This is a genomic window from Streptomyces sp. SID5643 (assembly GCF_009872555.1).
Taxonomy (GTDB): domain Bacteria; phylum Actinomycetota; class Actinomycetes; order Streptomycetales; family Streptomycetaceae; genus Streptomyces; species Streptomyces iakyrus.
Window position 1 is genome coordinate 1 of record NZ_WWIC01000251.1, and the last position, 18698, is coordinate 18698.

The window sequence follows — 18698 nt, forward strand, 5'->3', positions numbered from 1 at the left end:
CGTACACGTACTCGTCGAGGTCGAAGGTGGTCAGGACGAGGACCTTGGTGGTGGCCTCCGGTGGCGCCGTGATGCGGCGCGTCGCCTCGATGCCGCCGAGCCCGGGCATCCGGATGTCCATCAGGACGACGTCGGGGGCGAGTTCGCCGACCTTGGCCACCGCGTCGTTACCGTCCACGGCCTGGCCGACGACTTCGATGTCGGGTTCGGCGTTGAGCAACACCGTGAATCCCTGGCGGACCATCATCTGGTCGTCGGCGATCAGCACGCGGATGGTGGTCATGCGGTGTCCTCCACAAGGTCGGCCTGCTGAGCGGGGAGCTTGGCGGGCAACTCAGCGATCACTTCGTACCCCCCGTCGGGGGTGGCGCCGAAAGCGAGCGTGCCGCCCAGCATCGCGGTGCGTTCGCGCATGCCCAGCAGACCGTGGCCGGCGCCCGGCGAGGGCGGAGTGGGCCGGTCCGGTGCGGTGTTGGCGACCCTGATCGTGACGGCCGTCGGCCGGTGGTCGATCTCCACGCGTACCTCCGCTCCCGGCGCGTGCCGCATCGCGTTGCTCAGTGCCTCCTGGATGATACGGAACGCCGACAACTCGACGCCCGAGGACAGGCGGGCCCGCTCGCCCGTGGTGTGCGTGGTGACGGTGAGCCCGGCGCCGCGCACATTGCCGACGAGCTCGTCCAGCCGGTCGAGGGTGGGTTGCGGGGCGTGCCGCTCGTTCTCCAACACGGCGTGCTCGGAGCGAAGGACGCCGAGCACCTGACGCAGTTCGGTCAGCGCCTCCTTGGCGTTCTCCCGGATGCTCGCCAGGTTCTCCTTCAGCTCGTCGGACGGGTTCTCGACCAGGTGCGGGGCGACCTGCGCCTGGATGGAGATGACCGACATATGGTGGGCGACCACGTCGTGCAGCTCTCGGGCGATCCGGTTGCGCTCCTCCAGGAGCGTGCGCCGGGCCCGCTCCTCGGCGGTGAGTTCCTCCAGCTCGACCAGTTGGGTACGGGCCACCTGGCGGCCGCGCAGCGAGGCGCCGACGACCGTGGCGATCACGAGGACCGCGGCTGCGAGGGGGGCTCGATCGCCGTGGCCGGTGGCGAACGCGAAGGCCAGACACGGCACCGCGCCGATCACCAGCGTCTCCACCGCCGTTCTGGGGCGGGCCCGGAGCGCGACGAGGAACAGCACCCATGCCTGGAGGATGAGTTCGGAGCCGGTCCAGGGGAACTCTCTGCCGCCGACGGTGTCGGCCATCTCGAACCACGCCACCAGAAGGGCCAGCTGAATCATCGTCGCCCCCCACCAGGCGGGGATCGGGCGGTACAACGCGACGACGAGCATCGCCGCCTGGGCCACAGCGAGCACGTAACCGAGTTCGCGCAGTTGGTAGGCCCAGGCGTACTTGTTGCCGTTGGACGCAATGATGACGGCACCCAGCAGCACCGCCACCGTCACGGCGAGTCCCCGCTGCCACCGCGAACCCCCGGCTGTGGGCCTCGGCTCGGCGGTCCTCGTCCAAAGGTCCTCCTGCAGTGCGCGCGGCAGCGCCCGCAGGCCTGCCACGAACCGCTCCGCCCTGTCCGATGTCGTCATGCAGGACACAGTAGGGCGCGTCTCCTCAAGTCGTGTCTCCTCAGGGGTGTCCGGCGGAGAGTGCCGGAGCCGCGATGCTCCTCAGGCACGCCGTGCGAGCTTCGCCGGGTCCGGGTGTCCCCCGCGAACGATCCGGCCGCTTCGCCGTGTCTTCGCCGGCCCGCCTCGTTCGTAGGTGTGGAACGCGGCGACGCAGACCGCCAGCGCCACCGCGAACGCGGGCAGCCAGGCGAGCCTCGCGAGCACCCAGCCGCCGCCGTCCGGCACCGTGTGCAGGCCCGTCAGCGCCTCGCTCGCCGGGAGGCCGAGCGCGGTCACCATCATCATCGCGGTCTGGTGCCAGAGGAAGATGGTCAAGGCGCAGAGGTTCACCACCGCCACCGCGGCCCAGGCGGCGGGCCGCTGCATCACCCGCCGCAGCGGGCCGAGCAGCAGCAGGGCCGCACCGCACTGGGCGATCCCGAACGTGACCGTCGCCAGGTTGGGCGGGTCGAGGTTGGAGATCTCCGTCCCGGGCACGCCGACCATGGAGGCGGGGTAGCCGGCCCACAGGATCAGCCCGGCGGCGGTGACGGCTCCGCCGAACAGCAGCGACCAGCGCGTCGTGCGGCTGCGCAGACCGCCCCTGGACCAGGCCGCGCCGAGGCAGTACGGGACCAGCCAGCTGGCCACCACGTTGACCGAGGAGAGCCAGGCCGGGCCCGCCAGCCCGAACCGGATCACGTCGATGTGCAGCACGACGGCGAGCGGCCAGAGCGGATGGAGCTTCGCCACGAGCGGGGTCATCGCCGTGAGCGCCGCGAACACCAGCAGGAACCAGAGCGGCGACCACACGAGCTTGAACAGTGCGCGCACCGTCCTCTCGTTCACTCCGGCGGCGAGCATCGCGACCGCCGCCACGGCCCACACGCCCAGCACGACGGCGACCGGCCGGAACAGCCTGATCATGCGGGCGCCGACCCACTCCCGGTAAGTCGTGCCGCGCGCGCGGGCGGAGGCGTACCCCTTCGCCCCCACCACCCCGCCCACCAGGAAGAACACCGCGAGCGTCTGGAACACCCAGGAGACGGGGGCGAGGTGGGGCATGAACGTGAGCGGACTGGCGCCCCGCAGGGTGCCGCTGTCCTCTATCAGGGCGGTCACGAGCCAGTGGCCGAGCACCACGCCCACGATGGCGAAGGCGCGCAGGGCGTCGACAGCACGGTCGCGGTCGGGAGGAGTCGAGGATTCGACGCGCCGGACGAAGTCACGCACGACGGCCTCCCGAAGTGCGCACGGACGGGTCTTCAAGGTCCAGTCCGCGGACGATCCGGGCGATGTTCTTCAGCGGCACGGAGCCTGGCTTCAGATAGTCGCTGTGCCCGCCGTCGCCCGCCGGGAACCGCTTGGCGCCGAACTCCTCCGACACCGGATCGGTCCCGAACCCGATCTCGGTGACGAGCAGCGGGATCCGCACGTGCGGCACATCGGCGATCCAGTCGCCGGAGCTGCGGCCCGTCCAGACGGTGGCCCGGGTCTTCAGCGCGGCGGCGTTGTCGTAGCCGGTGCCGGGGCTGCCGTACAGGACGACATCGGCGAGCCCCGGGGTGGAGGCGGCGCGGGCGCAGACGACGCTGCCGTAGGAGTGGCAGACGAGGGAGGTCCGGGCAGCGGGCTTGAGCATCTCCAACTCTGCGAGGAACCCGCGGAGTTCACGAGCGGCGCCGTCGGCACGCCCCGAGGTCACCGCCGCCATGCTGACCGTGGACGGTGTTTCGTAGCCGAGCCAGCCGACGACGGCGGACCGGTCGCCCAGCTCCTTGTGCAGCGCTTTCGCGCCGCCCAGTAAGCGCCAGTAGTTGTCGACGAGCACGCCGGCGCCCGGCACCACCACGGCGATCCGTTCGGCGCGGGCGAGGTCGCCGACGACCTCGACGGTCCGGCCTCCCTCGCGGCCGTCGAAGGACAGGAACTGGCGTGCCGGATGCGCCATGACGCGCAACGCGTCGGCCCGCTTGCGATCGCCGTGGGCGGCGGCCACGCGCCCGGCCGCCCCGATGTCGCGGCGCGACGCGGCGTACCGCTCGGCGAGCGCGGCCGGGGTGGCGGCCGTCGGCGGTCCGGAGACGGTCGGTGCGGGCGCCGGGACGTGCGCGGGGCTCGCCGCGCCCGATACCGGCACGGCCACCGAGGCGGCGACCAGGGCGGCGAGCAGGGCGCGACGCAGACGGTGCCTGCGGGTACGGCCCCTGCGGGTACGGAGCGCCATGGCGGACGGTGTTCCTTCCGTGCCTGATGCCTGTCGTGCTTGCGGCACCGAAGCTACGGATCACGCCCAGTGACCCGCGTCCCGCCAGGGAGTGATCCCTGCTTGTAGCTCTGAAGTACTACGGGTAGGGGGTGGGTTGGCACCCTGTCGGCGCCAACGCCCCTTTTCGCAGGGCCGGTTCGCCCTCGATCGACCGCCGGGGATCGGCCGGAGCAGTCACGTGGACGAGCACTCCTCAAATGAGCGTCACGAGCGTCTTGCCAGCGTCAAAATATGCCGGCTCATCATGAACTCTCCGGGCGGAGGCCGAGGGTGACATGAGCAAGCCTCGCCAGTGCATGGGCCCTGTACCGCAGTGTCCTGCACGAGGGACTGCGCGACGACCTGCCCCGCGGCGGATGCGATCGCGGCACATCCTTCTGGCGGCCGGTCGCCCAGAGCCTGTACGGGCCCGTCCTCGCGGAGGAGGACGCGATCAGGACGCGATCAGGACCAAGGTCCGCGCCCTCGCCGACCGCGAACCGCCCCGCGACCTGGTCGACGTGTTCGCCGCCTCCCTGCGATGGACAAATGTCGAGAACTTTGACTTAGGTGGCCGAAGCTCCGTAACCACCCGGCGCCCGCCGGACCCGGCGGGCCCATAGGTACTGGTCACGGCAAGAGGCCACCTCGCGACCGCGCCGCCGCTCAGAAGGCTGCGGGTCGAACATCGGTCGGTGGTGTGTCGGGGATCAGGCGGGAGAGGTCGAAGCCGGTGGGACGCACCTCGGAAGCGAGGAGCAGCAGCCAGAGCGGCTGGCGGTTCAGTCCTGTGACGGTCGTACGGCGGCCCGGCGCGCTGTCGTGCGGCCCCGGGGCGAAGAGGAAGTTGAGGCCGGTGACGTCCATGAACACCGTACCGCCCAGGTCCCACTGGAGGTCGGTCACGTGCGGCGGCAGGGCGTCGACGGTGGCGCGAAGCGGGGGCAGGGTGTCGAAGTCGAGCTCTCCGCTCGGGGAGATGCGTGCGGTGGTTCCGTCGATCGTGGTGGTGATGTTCATGCGGGGTGCGCCCCCCTTTCAGGGGTTGCGAGCCCAAAGGCGAAGCACCCCCTTGGAGGGGATGGACGACGATGGCGGGGGCCGGGTGCCCGGGATGGGGGCAACGCCCGACTTCCCCAAAAGACCGGCACCCGAAGGGGGCCGGCCGGTCTCGGCGTCCATCCACCGTCGCACAGTTCCCCCCATGACCGCGATCAGCCGGCAGGGAAACGTTCTGTGAAACCCGTCGCCCGGCCGATTCGTCCCCGTGAGGACGTGCAGGTCTCACCTCGCGTCGGGCCCGATCACAAGGTGCGCGCCGCCGGCCGGCGGTGTCTCATGAGAGACAGACCATGTTCGGGGTGGCCCCACGACGCCCGGCACGCACTCTCGCCGACGGGCCCCCGACTGGCCGGCCGGCGGTATGGGATGAGAGTGGGCGCTCATGGCACGCGCGATCTGGACTGGCGTGATCACCTTCGGGCTGGTCAGCGTGCCAGTCGGCTTGTACTCGGCGACGGAGGACCACACCGTCCACTTCCACCAGCTCCAGCGCGGCACCGCCGACCGGATCCGCAACCGCCGAGTCAACGAGCGCACCGGTGACGAGGTCGGCACCGGCGACATCGTCAAGGGCTACGAGGTGGGCGAGGGCGAGTACGTCCTGGTGGAGCCGGACGAGCTGGACGAGATCGCGCCGGGCCGATCCCAGACCATCGACATCACCGACTTCGTCGACCTCGAACAGATCGAACCGGTCTACTTCGACCGCACCTACTACCTCGCCCCGCGCGGCAAGGAGTACACCAAGGTCTACGAGCTCCTGCGGGCGGCGCTCGCGCAGTCGAACCGGGTCGGGGTCGCGACGTTCGTGATGCGCGGCAAGCAGTACCTGACCGCGCTGCGCGCGGAGGACAAGGTCCTGGTGCTGCAAACCCTGCACTGGGCCGATGAGGTCCGTGACCCGGGCAAGGAGCTGCCCGAACTGCCCTCCGGCCGTGCCGGCAAGGGCAAGGAACTCGACATGGCGCTCCAGCTGGTCGATTCCCTCAGCGGACCCTGGGAGCCTTCTCGCTACCGCGACACCTACCAGGAGAAGGTACGCGAGCTGGTCAAGGCAAAGGCCGAGGGTCAGGAGGTCGCTGCGGCTGAAGAGGCGCCGGCGGCGACCAACGTCGTCGACCTGATGCAGGCACTCCAGGGCAGCATCGACCAAGCGCGCGGGGGCGAGAGGAAGCGGCCAGACTCGGCACAGAAAACGGCACGGAAGACGGCACGGAAGACGGCACGAAAGCCTGCCGCCGGAGCGTCGGAGAAGGCCGCCGCCCGGAAGGAGCAGCCGCAGGCCGCCCGTGCCTCGTCCGCGTCCGGGCGCGAGCGGGCGGCGGGCAAGGACGAGCTGCGGCAGCTGAGCAAGGCAGAGCTGTACGAGCGGGCCACCGGGCAGGACCTGCCCGGCCGGTCGAAGATGAGCCGGCAAGAGCTCATCGACGCTCTCAGCCGTGCAGGAGGCCGCCGCAAGAAGAAGAGCGCTGCCTGACCCGCTAATACCCCGTGGAACCTGCCCGAACCCATGCTCAGCACCCGGGTCCACCAGCCCGACATGCGGCCCGGCTGGGCGCTCGGCGCGGCCCCGGGATGGGCCCGGTTCTGTCTCGACTCTGTTGCGTTGCTCGACGAAGGCAAGGAATGAACGCCCACATCGGGTGGCGGGGGGCCTATCAGGTGGCCGGGTGTTCGGACATCGCAAGCGCTGGTAGGTGAGCTGATGTCAGGCTGCCTGGTATGTGCGACTAAGCCTCGGCTGATGGGGCCGACCTGGCGGCCTGCTCGATCTTCGCACAGTGCGCCGCACGGGCTTCCTCGTCGATCCGCTCCTCGTGTTCGGGGCGCATCCCGGTCCGGCCGTCGAGGCCTTCTCGCAGGATGTCGGCGTGTCCGGCATGCCGGTTGGTCTCTCCGAGGACATGGACCATGACGGCGAACAGGTTCGTGTTGGGACGAGGATCCGGCCACCACGGCACGTGGCCGGGGGCGTCCAGGAGAAGCTCGTCGATCGTCGCGTCCGCGTGTTCCCACGTGCGCCGGTAGAACCCGATGATCTGATCGCGGGTCTCGTCCTCCGTCGCCCACATATCGCTGCCGTCGTGGTCCTGCCACCGGGGCAGCAGCTCCGGGGAAGGACGGTCGAAGACCTCTCCGAAGTACCTGGCCTCGACGCCGGCCACGTGCTTGATCAGCCCGAGGAGGTTGGTCCCGGTCGCTGTCAAAGGCCGGCGGGCGTCGTACTCGGACAGGCCGTCGAGCTTCCAGAGCAGCGCCTTGCGGTCCCGCCGCAGCCTCCCGTGCAGGTTGTCCTTTGCGAATTCATCGATCATGTGGCATGAGCCTTCCATGGGTTGTTCGTGGTCTCAAGATCCCGTACATGGTCCGCAACGGCCGGCAGAGCCGAGGCTTGGGGCTCCCGGCACGATGAGCGCGCGGGAATGACTGTCTGTCAGAGGGACATGGGGTTGGGGTGCGTGACGGCTCGTGGCCGACCCGGCCTGCGACGGTTACCGCGCAGGTGGACTGCACGCATGCTGTTCGGTGCTGTTCTCTGATCCTGCGACAGGCCATCCAGGAACAGGCGTTGCAGGCCGAGACCGTAGGCGCCGCTCGTCGATCCTCACCGAGCCGGCCGAAGCCCCTGCGGTGGCGGTCTGACGCGCGGCGGGCTGCTGGTGGGCGGTTGGGCGACGGGGGTGATGGTGGCCCAGTGGCTGTTGCCCTGTATGGCCTTCACCTCGACGACCCTGGCGCTCGGCGGTGTCATCGGTGTGACCCGCGCAGCCGTCGTGCTGGCCTCTGTCTGGGCCGCCGGCTTCGTGGCGCCGACCGTGGCCACCAGCCGTACGACCTTCGCTCTGCAGACGGGCGGTTTGCCCGCGTGGGGGGGTGATCCTCGCGATCGGGATCGGTGTCGTGATCGCCCGCGAAGGCGCGTACACCGTGCTGGAAGCTCATGAATGACCTTCGCAAGGAACTTGGGAAGGGGACACCACATGACGTCCGCCGTGAGTGCGGCCGGTGAAGGACGTCGCCGTCCCCTGCACCGACGTGGTGCTCTTCGCCGAGGGCCGGCTGGTCTTCCAGGGCCCTCCGGACGAACTGGCCTCGGTGGGCGGTCCCGAACAACTGGGTGACAGCCCCCTGGAGCGCGGCTACCAGACCCTGCTGCTGAACCGCAGGGAAGGGGCACTTGGTGAACGCCCGTGTCCTGCGTATCGAGAGGCGGCGGTTGCGAGTGGATGCCAATGGCACGGGGAGGCCCCACCCCGCCTCTCTCTGCCGTTCACATGGACAGCGGGACGACCGGCGGCCATGGGTAGCCCAGTTGCTCGGCATCGTGCGAGCCTCCCCAGACCTCGGCGGTGGCACGGGGGTCGCCCGCCGTCAACCGCGCTTCAAGGCGCTCGGCTTGGACCGAGGGGGCGTCCGCGGAGATTAGGAGCGTCATCCCGAACTGCAGCCAGGGCAGACCTGCATCGGCCCCGGCACGGGGGTGCCCCAGGACGACGTGGATTCGGTCGGGTTCCTTGCGGGAGGCCCAGACACCTTCCAACTCGCAGTCCCACCTGACGAGCCAGTCCCCACGCCGTCTCAGCCCTGCCTCGAGCAGCCGCGCAACCGCTCCTGCCGGCCACTCCCAACTGCGGTCTTCTTCGGCTCGCAGGACCTCGGCCTCGTACTGACCGGCGATGAACCGAAGCTCCGGCAGGTCGAGGTCCTGATTGGCCAGGTCGCGCCACCCGGCCCAGACAACTTCGTCTCCGTCACGCGTGACCGTCATGTACAGCGCGCCACAGCACTCCTCCACGCCGCACCCGGACCAGGCGAGACGAACCTCATGGGGCATCGCCGTGGCATGCAACAGCCCGTCCTGGGCCAGCAGATTCCTGGGGCCCACGCCCAGGTAACGAGAGCCGCCCACACCACCGGAGACCACCTCGGCCAGAAGATCCCGGCCATTGACGATCGGGCGGACCTCCAAGACGCCCTCGTCGGGGGGCGGGCACATGATGCTCAGACTGAGATGGTCCGGTCTCGTGGTCATCGGCCTATGATCGCGCAGCCCGCTCGCGGCTGTCCTGTCGATTCGGGAAGCTTCCGTTCAGGGCGGCAGTTCGGGTTTGCCTCGAGACATGTTGGCTCCCCTTGACCGGGCGGCTCCGGTTGCCGGTGCTGTCGACTGGCGGGGCCGGCCGGGTCGGCCGTCCGAGGAGCCTGGAGCTTCCGGTCCTCCAAGGAGCGGCGATGGGCGTCGGCCTGGCGACCTCAGCGTCATGGGCCCGATGTGGCGGGCGTGCTGTGACTGGGACAGCCCGGTCGCGGCCAACAGCGGCTACCGCACGCGCAGGGAAGATCAAGTGGCCTGATTTCCGGGGAGCGAGAGTTGCTCGTCCGCCCCGATACTGTGGGTTCGCATGACCACCTCCAAGATCGAGATCACCGCAGACCTGGTCCGTGACCTGCTGCGGGAGCAACACCCAGACCTTGCAGGGCTGGCCATCCGCGAGGTGGCGGGCGGTTGGGGCAACCAAATGTGGCGCCTCGGGGACGAGTTGGCCGTGCGTATGCAGCGCATGGACCCCACCCCGGAACTCCAGCTCAAGGAACGGCGGTGGCTACCGGTGCTTGCCCCGCGCCTGCCGCTCCCGGTGCCGACCCCGGTGCGGTTGGGTGAACCGTCCGAGCGCTTCCCCAAGCACTGGACCGTGATGACGTGGGTTCCCGGCGAGCCGCTGGACCACGGCTCGATCAGCCGCGGCGCCCACGCGGCCGACACACTGGCGGGCTTTCTCCGGGCACTTCACGTGGAGGCACCCGCCGAGGCGCCGGTCAGCTCGGACTTCGGCGCTCACCCCGAGAAGTGCACGGACGGCTTCGACCACTTCTTCCACTGCGTCGTTCCCGAAGACCTCGCCGACGATGTCCGGGCCGTTTGGGACGACGCTGTTGCGGCGCCCGCATGGGAGGGCCCGCCGCTCTGGGTGCACGGCGACCTTCATCCCGCGAACGTCGTCGTCTCGGGCGGAACGCTCTCGGGCATCGTCGACTTCGGTGCCCTGTTCGCCGGCGATCCGGCATGGGACCTCGCGGCCGCATGGGTCCTGCTCCCCTCGGGCACCGCTTCACGGTTCTTCGACACGTACGGGAATGCAGACGAGGCTGCGATCCGGCGCGCCCGCGGGCTGGCCGCCATGAAGAGCCTCTTCCTGATGCTCATGGGGCAGAACGGAGACCGGGGCCTTCCCGGCGGCAAGCCGAACTGGGGGCCCGCAGGCCGGGCGGCACTCGATCGTGTTCTTCAGGACTGGTACTCATACCGATCCCGGCCATGATCCCGCTCGCCATGCCGAACGCGCGAACCTGGCGAACGCGTCCGTCCCGTCAGGCCGGAATGGATCGACCAGCGTTCCTGTGCCCTGCCGGTGTCTCACCTCCTCGGTGACATACCGCGGGGCACATTGACAGCTCGTCAACCAGCCTTACAGCACATCAAGGGCTGGAGGCGCGCCTGGCACTGCGGTGTGTGCGTGGCGCCGTTCGACTCGGTTCCGGGGTGGGTGTGGGTCACGCAAGTCCACTGAGGGGCAGGGAGCAGAGCGCCGGCCGTAGGCCGGCCGGGGGGTGGAGATGAGGCTGGGCACCGTCGAGCGGATCTGGCGATATCCGATCAAGTCCACGGGAGGAGAACGGCTGGCCTCGGCCGACGTGGACGAGCGGGGCCTGGCGGGTGACCGGCTGTATGCCGTGCGGGACGCCGAGGGCAGGTTCGGCTCGGGCAAGAACACCCGCCGGTTCCGAAGGATGCCCGGCCTGCTGCGGCTGCGCTCGCGCTACCCGCAGGCCGACCTCCTGACCGAACCCGAGCTGCTCGATCCGGCCGGGGTCCCGGTGGCCGATGCCACCGCCTACCTGCGCCACTACCTGCAACGCCAGGACGTCGAAGTGGCCCGTGAGGGGGCCGTTTCACACTTCGACCAGCTTGCGCTGAGTGTGCTGAGCACCGCCACCCTCGACTGGCTACGCATTACCCTGGCGGGTACCCCGGTCGACGAGCGCCGCTTCCGGCCCAACCTCCTCATCCGCACACCACCCGGCACGCCCGCGTTCGTAGAGGACCAGTGGCTCGGCTCCACCGTCCGTATCGGCACCGCCGTGTGTGTCACATTCGTGCGCTCCAGCGAGCGTTGCGTCATGGTCAACGAATCCCAGCCGGGCCTGCCGCACTCCCCGTTCGTGCTGAAGACCATCGCCCGGACACACGCCATGCGTCTGGACGCACTGGGCACCGTGACCGCACCAGGCACCATCACCGCAGGCGACCCCGTGACCGTGGCACAGCCCTGAAACCATCACCAGCAGGACGAGAGGAACGAAAACAGCCCGTGGGTACCGTAACGGCCCTGCATCGATACCCGGTGAAGTCCATGGTGGGAGAGACACTGACCGACGCGGTGATCACCGAACGCGGCCTGCACGGAGACCGGATGGCAGCAGTCCTCGACGAGGGGGGCATGGTCGGCAGCGCCAAACACCCGCGCAAGTGGGGCCCGTTGCTCACCTGCCGCAGCAGACTGGGCATCGGCCGGACCATCACGGTGCAACTGCCGGACGGAACCGAGCTGAACGCCGGCAGCCCTGACCTGGACGCGCGGCTGTCCGCACTGCTGGGCCGCCGCGTCATGCTGTCGCACACCCCGCCCGAACACGGCGGCCGGCTGGAGCGCGCCGTGCCCGGCTACCGCGGAGGGATCCCCGACAGTCTGCGCTCCACGGCCTCCACCGACACCACCGGTGCGACCATCACCTCCGGCAGGGCGGCACCGGGAACGTTCTTCGACTTCGGCAGCCTCCACCTCGTCACCACCGCGACGCTGGCCCGCCTGCGCTCGGCCTACCCGGTCGGGGACTTCGACCCCCGCCGCTTCCGCCCCAACATCGTCATCGACATCCCGGGCGAGCCGAGCTTCGCCGAGGACGCCTGGATCGGTACGCAGCTGCGCGTCGGCGAGGCCCTGCTGCGTGCCATGGTGCCCACACCCCGGTGCGTGGTCCCCACCCTCGGCCAGGACGACCTCCCACCCGACCCCCGCATCATGCACACAGTCGCCGGCGAGCACCGCATTCCCGTCCTCGACCTGGGCCGGCTCTCCTGTGTGGGCATCTACCTGGATGTCGTGGAACCCGGTGTGGTGCGCGTCGGCGACACGGTCACCCGAGTAGATGCCCGCTAGCCGGCCGTAGGTATGGCGAGGGGCAGCGTCCGGTCGCCCCTCAGGACCGCGCTCAACCGTTCACCCATCGTGCCCGCCGGCGATCGCCGATGGAGCCAGGGTGACCGGCCTCCCACGTCGCTAGCTCCGCTGGTCCCGCTCGCCGGGCCGTGCCGTTGAGGGCCTGCAGATCCGGTGTGCTCACGGCCGAGCCGCGGGCGCCGTTACGACGGTGCTTGCACTGGATCACCCAGCGCCGCCCGAGCGGGTCGGTGGCCTTCACGTCCGCACCCAGGTCACCGCCCCCACCGACCCGCTCCGCGTCCTGGCAACCGTCGCGGCGCATCAGGTACTGGGCGAGGTCCTTCTGGACGGCACCCTCTTCGCCCGGCTTCTGCAGCAGATCCACGCCAATCCCTTGGAATGGGAACACACCACCCTCTGACCGACTGATCGCCAGCCCAACCGAAGGGAGGCATCACGCGTCAGCGTCCGGAATCCGCTGCCGAGTCGGTGACCTTGTCAGAGGCGTTCGACGATGGTCACGTTGGCCTGGCCGCCGCCCTCGCACATCGTCTGCAGGCCGTAGCGGCCACCGGTGCGTTCCAGTTCGTGCAGGAGTGTGGTCATCAACCGGGTGCCGGTGGCTCCGAGCGGGTGGCCGAGGGCTATGGCCCCGCCGTTGACGTTGACCTTCTCGGGGTCGGCGCCGGTCTCCTTCAGCCAGGCCAGGACCACCGGTGCGAAGGCCTCGTTGATCTCGACCAGGTCGATCTCGTCGAGCGTCATCCCGGACTTCTTCAGGGCGTACGCGGTGGCCGGGATCGGGGCGGTCAGCATGCGGATCGGGTCCTCGCCGCGCACCGATAGGTGGTGGATGCGGGCCCTGGGGGTCAGACCGTGCTCCTGCACGGCCCGCTCGGACGCCAGGAGCATGGCCGATGCGCCGTCGGAGATCTGCGAGGAAAGGGCGGCGGTGAGCCGGCCGCCCTCCACCAGGGGTTGCAGTCCGGCCATCTTCTCCCGGCTGGTGTCGCGGCGCGGGCCCTCGTCGTGGGTCACGGCGCCGTACGCGACCGTCTCCCGGTCGAAGCGGCCCTCGTCGATGGCCCGGATCGCCCGCCGGTGGGAGCGGAACGCGAACTCCTCCATGGCCTCCCGGGTGATGTCCCACCTGCGGGCGATCTCCTCGGCGCCCAGGAACTGGTTGACCGGCCGGTCGCCGTAGCGGGCCCGCCAGCCCTCGGAGCCGGCGAACGGGCCCTCGGTCAGGCCCAGGGGTTCGGCGGCTTGGCGGGTGGCGAAGGCGATGGGGATCTGCGACATGTTCTGCACGCCGCCGGCCACGACCAGGTCCTGGGTGCCGGACAGGACGCCCTGGGCGGCGAAGTGCAGAGCCTGCTGCGAGGAGCCGCACTGGCGGTCGACGGTCACGCCGGGCACCTCCTCCGGCAGCCCGGCGGCCAGCCAGCAGGTGCGCGCTATGTCACCGGCCTGCGGGCCGACGGTGTCGAGGCAGCCGAACACCACGTCCTCGACGGCGGCCGGGTCGGCGCCGGAGCGTTCCATCAGCGCGGTCAGCACGTGTGCGCCGAGGTCGGCCGGGTGGACGGCGGACAGTCCGCCTCCCCGTCGGCCGACCGGGGTGCGCACTGCTTCGACGATGTAGGCCTCGGCCATGGCGTCTCCTCCTCCGGGTCCGCGGGTGTCCGCGGTGGGCGGGACTGTCTATGAGTCGTGCAGTGCGATGCCTTCCAGCACCATCGACAGGTACTGACGGGCGATCTCCTCGGGACTGTGCCGCCCGCCCGGCCGGTACCAGGACGCGGCGACCCAGACCGTGTCGCGCACGAAGCGGTAGGTGAGCCGTACGTCCAGGTCGGCGCGGAAGACCTTGGCGGCCACTCCCCGCTCCAGCGTGCCCAGCCACGCCTTCTCGAACTTCTGCTGCGACTCGACGAGGTAGGCGAAGTGCGGCCGGGTCCCGAGGTGTCTGGACTCCTTCTGGTAGATGGCGACCGCGTCGAGGTGCCGGTCGATCTCCCGGAAGGACTCGGTCACGAGGGCCTCCAGCGTCTCCCTGGGGCCGAGCCCGGCACCGAGCACGGCGTCGTACCGGGCCCAGAGCTCGTCCAGGAAGCCGGAGAGGATCTCGTCCAGCATCGACTCCTTGGAGTCGAAGTGGTAGTACAGGCTGCCCGCCAGCATCCCCGCCGCGTCCGCGATCTTCCGGACGGTCGTGGCGTTGTAGCCCTGCGCGGCGAACACCTGGGCCGCGATGGCCAGGAGTTCCTCACGCCGCTCGGGCGGGCTCACGGTGTTCTTCTTGTGGGCGCTGTTGCTGCTTTTCGGCACGGGACCATTCTCGCCTCACGGGTGCTGGCTGCTGACCGACAGGACCTCGCCGGTCAGGTACGACGAGTAGCCGCTGGCCAGGAACACGATCACGTTGGCCACCTCCCACGGCTCGGCACAGCGCCCGAAGGCCTCCCGGCCGGTCAGTTCCTCCAGCAGCTCCGGGGTGGTGACCTTGGCGAGGTGCGGGTGCATGGCCAGGCTCGGGGAGACGGCGTTCACCCGCACTCCGTAGGCGGCGGCCTCCACCGCGGCGCACCGGGTGAGGGCCATGACGCCGGCCTTCGCGGCGGCGTAGTGGGCCTGTCCCCGCTGTGCGCGCCAGCCGATCACCGAGGCGTTGTTGACGACGACGCCGCCGGCGTCCGCGGCCTTCATGCGGCGCAGTGCCGCGCGGGTGCAGCGGAAGGTGCCGTTGAGCGTGACGTCGAGGACCTTGTTCCACTGTTCGTCGGTCATGTCGACGAGGTCGGCGGTGCCGCCGAGGCCCGCGTTGTTGACCACGATGTCCAGGCGCCCGTGGTGCTCTTCGGCGTGCGCGAACAGCGCGGTGACCTGGTCGTCGTCGGTGACGTCGCAGGGCAGTGCGGTGACGCGGTCCGTGCCGAACTCGGCGGCCAGCTCCGCCGCGGACTCCTTCAGACGGCGGGCGTGGGCATCGGAGACCACGACCCGTGCGCCTTCCTCCAGCAGCCGCCGGGCGGTGGCGCCGCCGATCCCCGCACCGGCGGCGGCCGTGACGACGGCGGAGCGGTCGGCGAGCAGCTGATGGCCGGGCAGGTACGGCGGTGGGGCCGATGTCATGGGCGTACCTCCTTCGGCAGGCCGAGGGCGCACTCGGCGGTGAAGTTCCGCCGGATCTGGTGGGAGCCGGTGCAGGTCGGGTCCGAGCGGGAGAAGGGGAACGGCCGGCGCAGGGCCGTCCGGCTGCGGGCATGTGCCGTTTCCAGGGGAGGTGTGTCCGGGGACCGCACCACCGCCGGCCGGCGCCACGTTCTCCCGGCACCGGTTCGCCGCAGCCGCGCTGGGCCACGACATCGCCGGTGGGGTGGGAGCGCGGGCAGGTACGGACAGCGGCGTGGTCCTCCTCCGCGGTGCTCATGCGCGGCTCCCGGCGGCTCTCGACGGCTGACGAGCCGTACGTTAACCTACCAAACACTTGTTAGGGAAGGAGGTTGCGGATGTCCGCCGCCCGCACTGCACCCCCCGAACCCGTCCGCTACGAGCGTCGCGGCGCCGTCGCCCTGGTGACGATGGACCGGCCCGAGTACCGCAACGCCCAGAACTCCGCGATGACCTACGCCCTGGACCGGTCCTTCTACCGTGCGGCGGACGACGACGAGGTGAAGGTCGTGATCCTCGCCGGAGCGGGGAAGCACTTCTCCGCCGGCCACGACATCGGCACCCCTGAGCGGGACGCGCACCTGCCGTTCGACCGCAAGGCCGGACTCTGGTGGGACCACGCGCGCACGTCGGGCGCCGAGAGCCGCTTCGCCCGCGAGTCCGAGGTGTATCTGGGCATGTGCCGGCGCTGGCGCGAGCTGCCCAAGCCGGTCATCGCCTCGGTCCAGGGCGCCTGCGTGGCCGGCGGGCTGATGCTCGCCTGGGTCTGCGACCTGATCGTCGCCTCCGAGGACGCCTTCTTCGCCGACCCGGTGGTGCGCATGGGCATCCCGGGGGTCGAGTACTTCGCCCACCCGTGGGTGATGCCGCCGCGGATCGCCAAGGAGTTCCTCTTCACCGGTGACCGGATGAGCGCGCGGCGCGCCTACGAGGTGGGCATGATCAACCGGGTCGTGCCTCGCGAGGAACTCACCGAGCGTTCCCTGGAGTTGGCGGAGCGGATCGCCGCGATGCCTCGGATGGGGCTGGCGCTGACGAAGCGCGCCGTCAATCAGGCGGAGGACCTCCAGGGCCTGCACTCGGGGCTGGACTCGGTCTTCGGGCTGCATCATCTCGCCCATGCCCACAACGCCGAGACCGGCGACGACCCGCTCGGCGGGATGGACGTGCGCGCGATGAAGGAGGCCCGCCGCTGATGGACCTCGACTTCACCGCCGCCGAGGACGCCTTCCGCGCCGAGGTACGGGACTGGCTCGCCGCCCGTGTGCCGAGCGTGCCGCTGCCGTCGCTGGAGACCGCCGAGGGGTTCGCCGCCCACCGGGAGTGGGAGGGCACCCTGTTCGCCGACCGCTGGTCGGTCGTCTCCTGGCCCGAACGGTTCGGCGGCCGGGGTTCCTCCCTGCTGGAGTGGCTGATCTTCGAGGAGGAGTACTACCGGGCCGGCGCGCCCGGCCGGGTCTCGCAGAACGGCATCAACCTGCTCGCCCCCACGCTCTTCGCGTACGGGACCGACGAGCAGAGGGCGCGCGTCCTGCCGTCCATGGCGAGCGGTGAGGTGATCTGGGCGCAGGCCTGGTCCGAGCCGGAGGCGGGGTCCGACCTGGCCTCGCTGCGGTCGGTCGCCGTACGGACGGAGGGCGGCTGGCGCATCGGCGGGCAGAAGACGTGGTCGTCCCGGGCGGCCTTCGCCGACCGCGCGTTCGGGCTGTTCCGCAGCGACCCGGACGCGGACCGGCCGCACCGGGGCCTCACGTACCTGATGTTCCCGTTGGACGCGGACGGGGTGACCGTGCGGCCCATCGGGCGGCTTGACGGCAAGCCCGCCTTCGCTGAGGTGTTCCTCGACGACGTCTTCGTGCCGGACGAGGACGTCATCGGCGAGCCGGGGCAGGGCTGGCTGGTTGCCATGAGCACCAGCGGCAACGAGCGCGGGCTGACCCTGCGCAGCCCCGGGCGTTTCACCGCCGCGGCCGCCCGGCTCGCCTCGCTGTGGCACTCCACCGCGAGCCCCGGCTCCAGTCACACCGCACTGGGCGATCGGGTCGCCGACGTGGTGATCGGCGCGCGGGCCTACCAACTATTCACCTACGCGCATGCCTCGCGCATCGCCGCGGGTGGAGCGATCGGTGCCGAGTCCAGCCTCAACAAGGTCTTCTGGTCCGAGCTGGACATCGCCCTGCACGAGACCGCCCTCGATCTGCTCGGCCCCTGCGGCGAGCTGTCCGACGAGGCCACCGAGGCGCCCGCGCACGGCAGTTGGGCCGATGGCTACACCTTCTCGCTGGCCGGACCGATCTACGCCGGCACCAACGAGATCCAGCGCGACATCATCGCCGAGCGGCTGCTCGGCCTGCCGAAGGGACGCCGGTGATGCGTTTCCTTCTCGACGACGAGCAGCGGGAATTCGCCCGCACGCTGGACGGCATGCTGGGATCGGCCGGCATCCCGGGCGTCGTACGGTCCTGGGCGTCCGGCGACCAAGGACCCGGACGTGCCCTGTGGGGCAGGCTCGCGGAGGCCGGCGTCTTCGCCCTCGCCGTTCCGGAGGAGCACGAGGGTGTGGGGCTGTTGCCCATCGAACTGGCCGTCGCCTTCGGTGAGCTGGGCCGTCATGCCGTGCCCGGGCCGCTGGCCGAGACGGCCGCCGCCGGTGCCCTGCTGGGACGGCTCGGGGGCGACGCCGCCCACGTCTGGCTGCCGCAGCTCGCGTCGGGCAAGGCCGTGGTGTCCCTGTGCGTCCTGTCTCCGTGGGGCAGCCCGTACGCACTGGACGCCGACGCCGCGGACGCCGTGTTCGTCGTGGACGGCGACACCGTACGGCTCGCGGAGTCGCACGGCCCGGTGCAACCGTCGGCCGATCCGGCGCGCAGGCAGGCCCGTCCGCTCGGCGGAGTCGTGTTCGCGCAGGGGCCCGCGGTGACAGCGGCCGCCGCGTACGCCGCCGATGTGGCGGCGCTGGTGACGGCGGCGCAGGCCCTCGGGCTGGGACGGGCACTGCTGGAACGCACGGTGCAGTACGTGCGGCAGCGCACGCAGTTCGGGGTGGCCGTCGGCTCGTTCCAGGCGGTGAAGCACCGTCTGGCCGACACCCTTATCGCGCTGGAGTTCGCCCAGCCGCTGGTCCACGCCGCCGCGCTGGGCCTGGCGGCTGACGATCCGGCGGCGGGCCGGGAGGTGGCCGCGGCGAAGGTGTCGGCCTGCGAAGCGGCGTACGGGGCGGCCCGTACCGCTCTCCAGCTCCACGGCGCTGTCGGCTACACCGAGGAACCGGACCTGTCCTTGTTGATCCGTAAGGCCCGCCCGCTGCGCACCGCCTGGGGCACTCCGGCCGTGTGCCGAGCGCGAGTACTGGCGGGCGGTGCGGTGCGGTGAAGCCGGTGGCC

The 18698-nt window shown here is 70.6% G+C and carries 17 protein-coding genes and 3 pseudogenes; 9 read left to right on the plus strand and 11 right to left on the minus strand.

Annotation, left to right across the window (positions count from 1 at the left end; genetic code table 11):
* From GTY56_RS27890 to GTY56_RS27910, 5 genes are all read right to left on the minus strand, one after another.
* Nucleotides 1–283, minus strand: a 283-nt coding sequence (locus GTY56_RS27890) for a response regulator (RefSeq protein ID WP_161368071.1), incomplete at its 3' end; no start/stop codon positions are given.
* Entirely contained in the window at nucleotides 280–1587 is a 1308-nt protein-coding gene (locus GTY56_RS27895) for a sensor histidine kinase (protein ID WP_161368072.1), read from the minus strand. The genes GTY56_RS27890 and GTY56_RS27895, both read right to left, overlap by 4 nt.
* Before the next feature lie 81 nt (nucleotides 1588–1668).
* Nucleotides 1669–2841 carry an acyltransferase family protein gene (locus GTY56_RS27900; protein ID WP_161368073.1) on the minus strand — a complete coding sequence of 391 codons (1173 nt, stop codon included), beginning with the start codon at nucleotides 2839–2841 and terminating at the stop codon, nucleotides 1669–1671.
* Nucleotides 2834–3835, minus strand: a complete 1002-nt coding sequence (locus GTY56_RS27905) for an alpha/beta hydrolase (RefSeq protein WP_161368074.1) — start codon at nucleotides 3833–3835, stop codon at nucleotides 2834–2836. Before GTY56_RS27905 ends, GTY56_RS27900 begins: the two co-directional genes overlap by 8 nt.
* A 687-nt stretch (nucleotides 3836–4522) precedes the next feature.
* Nucleotides 4523–4876 (minus strand): STAS domain-containing protein, encoded by a 354-nt coding sequence (locus tag GTY56_RS27910; protein ID WP_161368075.1) that lies wholly within the window; start codon nucleotides 4874–4876, stop codon nucleotides 4523–4525.
* A gap of 424 nt (nucleotides 4877–5300) precedes the next feature.
* On the opposite strand from GTY56_RS27910, the gene ku reads away from it, so the two are divergent.
* Nucleotides 5301–6395, plus strand: coding sequence for a non-homologous end joining protein Ku (ku, locus tag GTY56_RS27915; protein WP_161368076.1), 1095 nt, complete (start codon nucleotides 5301–5303; stop codon nucleotides 6393–6395).
* Nucleotides 6396–6648: 253 nt separating this feature from the next.
* Here ku and GTY56_RS27920 read toward each other — a convergent pair whose 3' ends face one another.
* Nucleotides 6649–7233, minus strand: a complete 585-nt coding sequence (locus GTY56_RS27920) for a DinB family protein (RefSeq protein WP_161368077.1) — start codon at nucleotides 7231–7233, stop codon at nucleotides 6649–6651.
* 339 nt (nucleotides 7234–7572) lie between these two features.
* On the opposite strand from GTY56_RS27920, the pseudogene GTY56_RS40850 reads away from it, so the two are divergent.
* Both GTY56_RS40850 and GTY56_RS40855 read left to right on the plus strand, forming a co-directional pair.
* A pseudogene (locus GTY56_RS40850) lies at nucleotides 7573–7867 on the plus strand (zf-HC2 domain-containing protein); the annotation flags it as partial.
* Nucleotides 7868–7924: 57 nt separating this feature from the next.
* Nucleotides 7925–8103: pseudogene (locus tag GTY56_RS40855) on the plus strand (ABC transporter ATP-binding protein); the annotation flags it as partial.
* An 86-nt stretch (nucleotides 8104–8189) separates the two neighbouring features.
* On the opposite strand, the gene GTY56_RS27925 reads toward GTY56_RS40855, so the two are convergent.
* Nucleotides 8190–8951 (minus strand): hypothetical protein, encoded by a 762-nt coding sequence (locus tag GTY56_RS27925; RefSeq protein ID WP_161368078.1) that lies wholly within the window; start codon nucleotides 8949–8951, stop codon nucleotides 8190–8192.
* 370 nt (nucleotides 8952–9321) lie between these two features.
* Here GTY56_RS27925 and GTY56_RS27930 point away from each other — a divergent pair, with 370 nt between their 5' ends.
* The 3 genes from GTY56_RS27930 to GTY56_RS27940 all read left to right on the plus strand — a co-directional run bounded on the left by GTY56_RS27930 (nucleotide 9322) and on the right by GTY56_RS27940 (nucleotide 12138).
* Nucleotides 9322–10239 (plus strand): aminoglycoside phosphotransferase family protein, encoded by a 918-nt coding sequence (locus tag GTY56_RS27930; protein WP_161368079.1) that lies wholly within the window; start codon nucleotides 9322–9324, stop codon nucleotides 10237–10239.
* A gap of 295 nt (nucleotides 10240–10534) precedes the next feature.
* Complete coding sequence (locus tag GTY56_RS27935) at nucleotides 10535–11251, plus strand: MOSC domain-containing protein (protein WP_202510836.1); 717 nt, start codon at nucleotides 10535–10537, stop codon at nucleotides 11249–11251.
* A gap of 38 nt (nucleotides 11252–11289) precedes the next feature.
* A complete protein-coding gene (locus tag GTY56_RS27940) occupies nucleotides 11290–12138 on the plus strand; it encodes an MOSC domain-containing protein (RefSeq protein WP_161368081.1) in 849 nt (282 codons plus the stop codon).
* A gap of 121 nt (nucleotides 12139–12259) precedes the next feature.
* Here GTY56_RS27940 and GTY56_RS27945 read toward each other — a convergent pair.
* The 4 genes and pseudogenes from GTY56_RS27945 to GTY56_RS27960 form a co-directional block, all read right to left on the minus strand.
* Nucleotides 12260–12472, minus strand: a pseudogene (locus tag GTY56_RS27945) (restriction endonuclease); the annotation flags it as partial.
* A 167-nt stretch (nucleotides 12473–12639) separates the two neighbouring features.
* Entirely contained in the window at nucleotides 12640–13797 is a 1158-nt protein-coding gene (locus tag GTY56_RS27950) for an acetyl-CoA C-acetyltransferase (RefSeq protein WP_161368082.1), read from the minus strand.
* Nucleotides 13798–13845: 48 nt separating this feature from the next.
* Entirely contained in the window at nucleotides 13846–14472 is a 627-nt protein-coding gene (locus tag GTY56_RS27955) for a TetR/AcrR family transcriptional regulator (RefSeq protein ID WP_524540151.1), read from the minus strand.
* 15 nt (nucleotides 14473–14487) lie between these two features.
* Nucleotides 14488–15276 (minus strand): SDR family oxidoreductase, encoded by a 789-nt coding sequence (locus tag GTY56_RS27960; protein ID WP_161368083.1) that lies wholly within the window; start codon nucleotides 15274–15276, stop codon nucleotides 14488–14490.
* Between the two features lie 377 nt (nucleotides 15277–15653).
* On the opposite strand from GTY56_RS27960, the gene GTY56_RS27965 reads away from it, so the two are divergent.
* From GTY56_RS27965 to GTY56_RS27975, 3 genes are read left to right on the plus strand one after another with little or no spacing between them, the layout of a single operon-like run.
* Nucleotides 15654–16511 carry an enoyl-CoA hydratase gene (locus tag GTY56_RS27965; RefSeq protein WP_161368084.1) on the plus strand — a complete coding sequence of 286 codons (858 nt, stop codon included), beginning with the start codon at nucleotides 15654–15656 and terminating at the stop codon, nucleotides 16509–16511.
* Entirely contained in the window at nucleotides 16511–17686 is a 1176-nt protein-coding gene (locus GTY56_RS27970) for an acyl-CoA dehydrogenase family protein (protein ID WP_161368085.1), read from the plus strand. The genes GTY56_RS27965 and GTY56_RS27970 overlap by 1 nt, the downstream gene beginning before the upstream one ends.
* On the plus strand, nucleotides 17686–18687 hold the full coding sequence (locus tag GTY56_RS27975; RefSeq protein WP_161368086.1) for an acyl-CoA dehydrogenase family protein: 1002 nt from the start codon (nucleotides 17686–17688) through the stop codon (nucleotides 18685–18687). Before GTY56_RS27970 ends, GTY56_RS27975 begins: the two co-directional genes overlap by 1 nt.
* Nucleotides 18688–18698 lie beyond the last annotated feature (11 nt).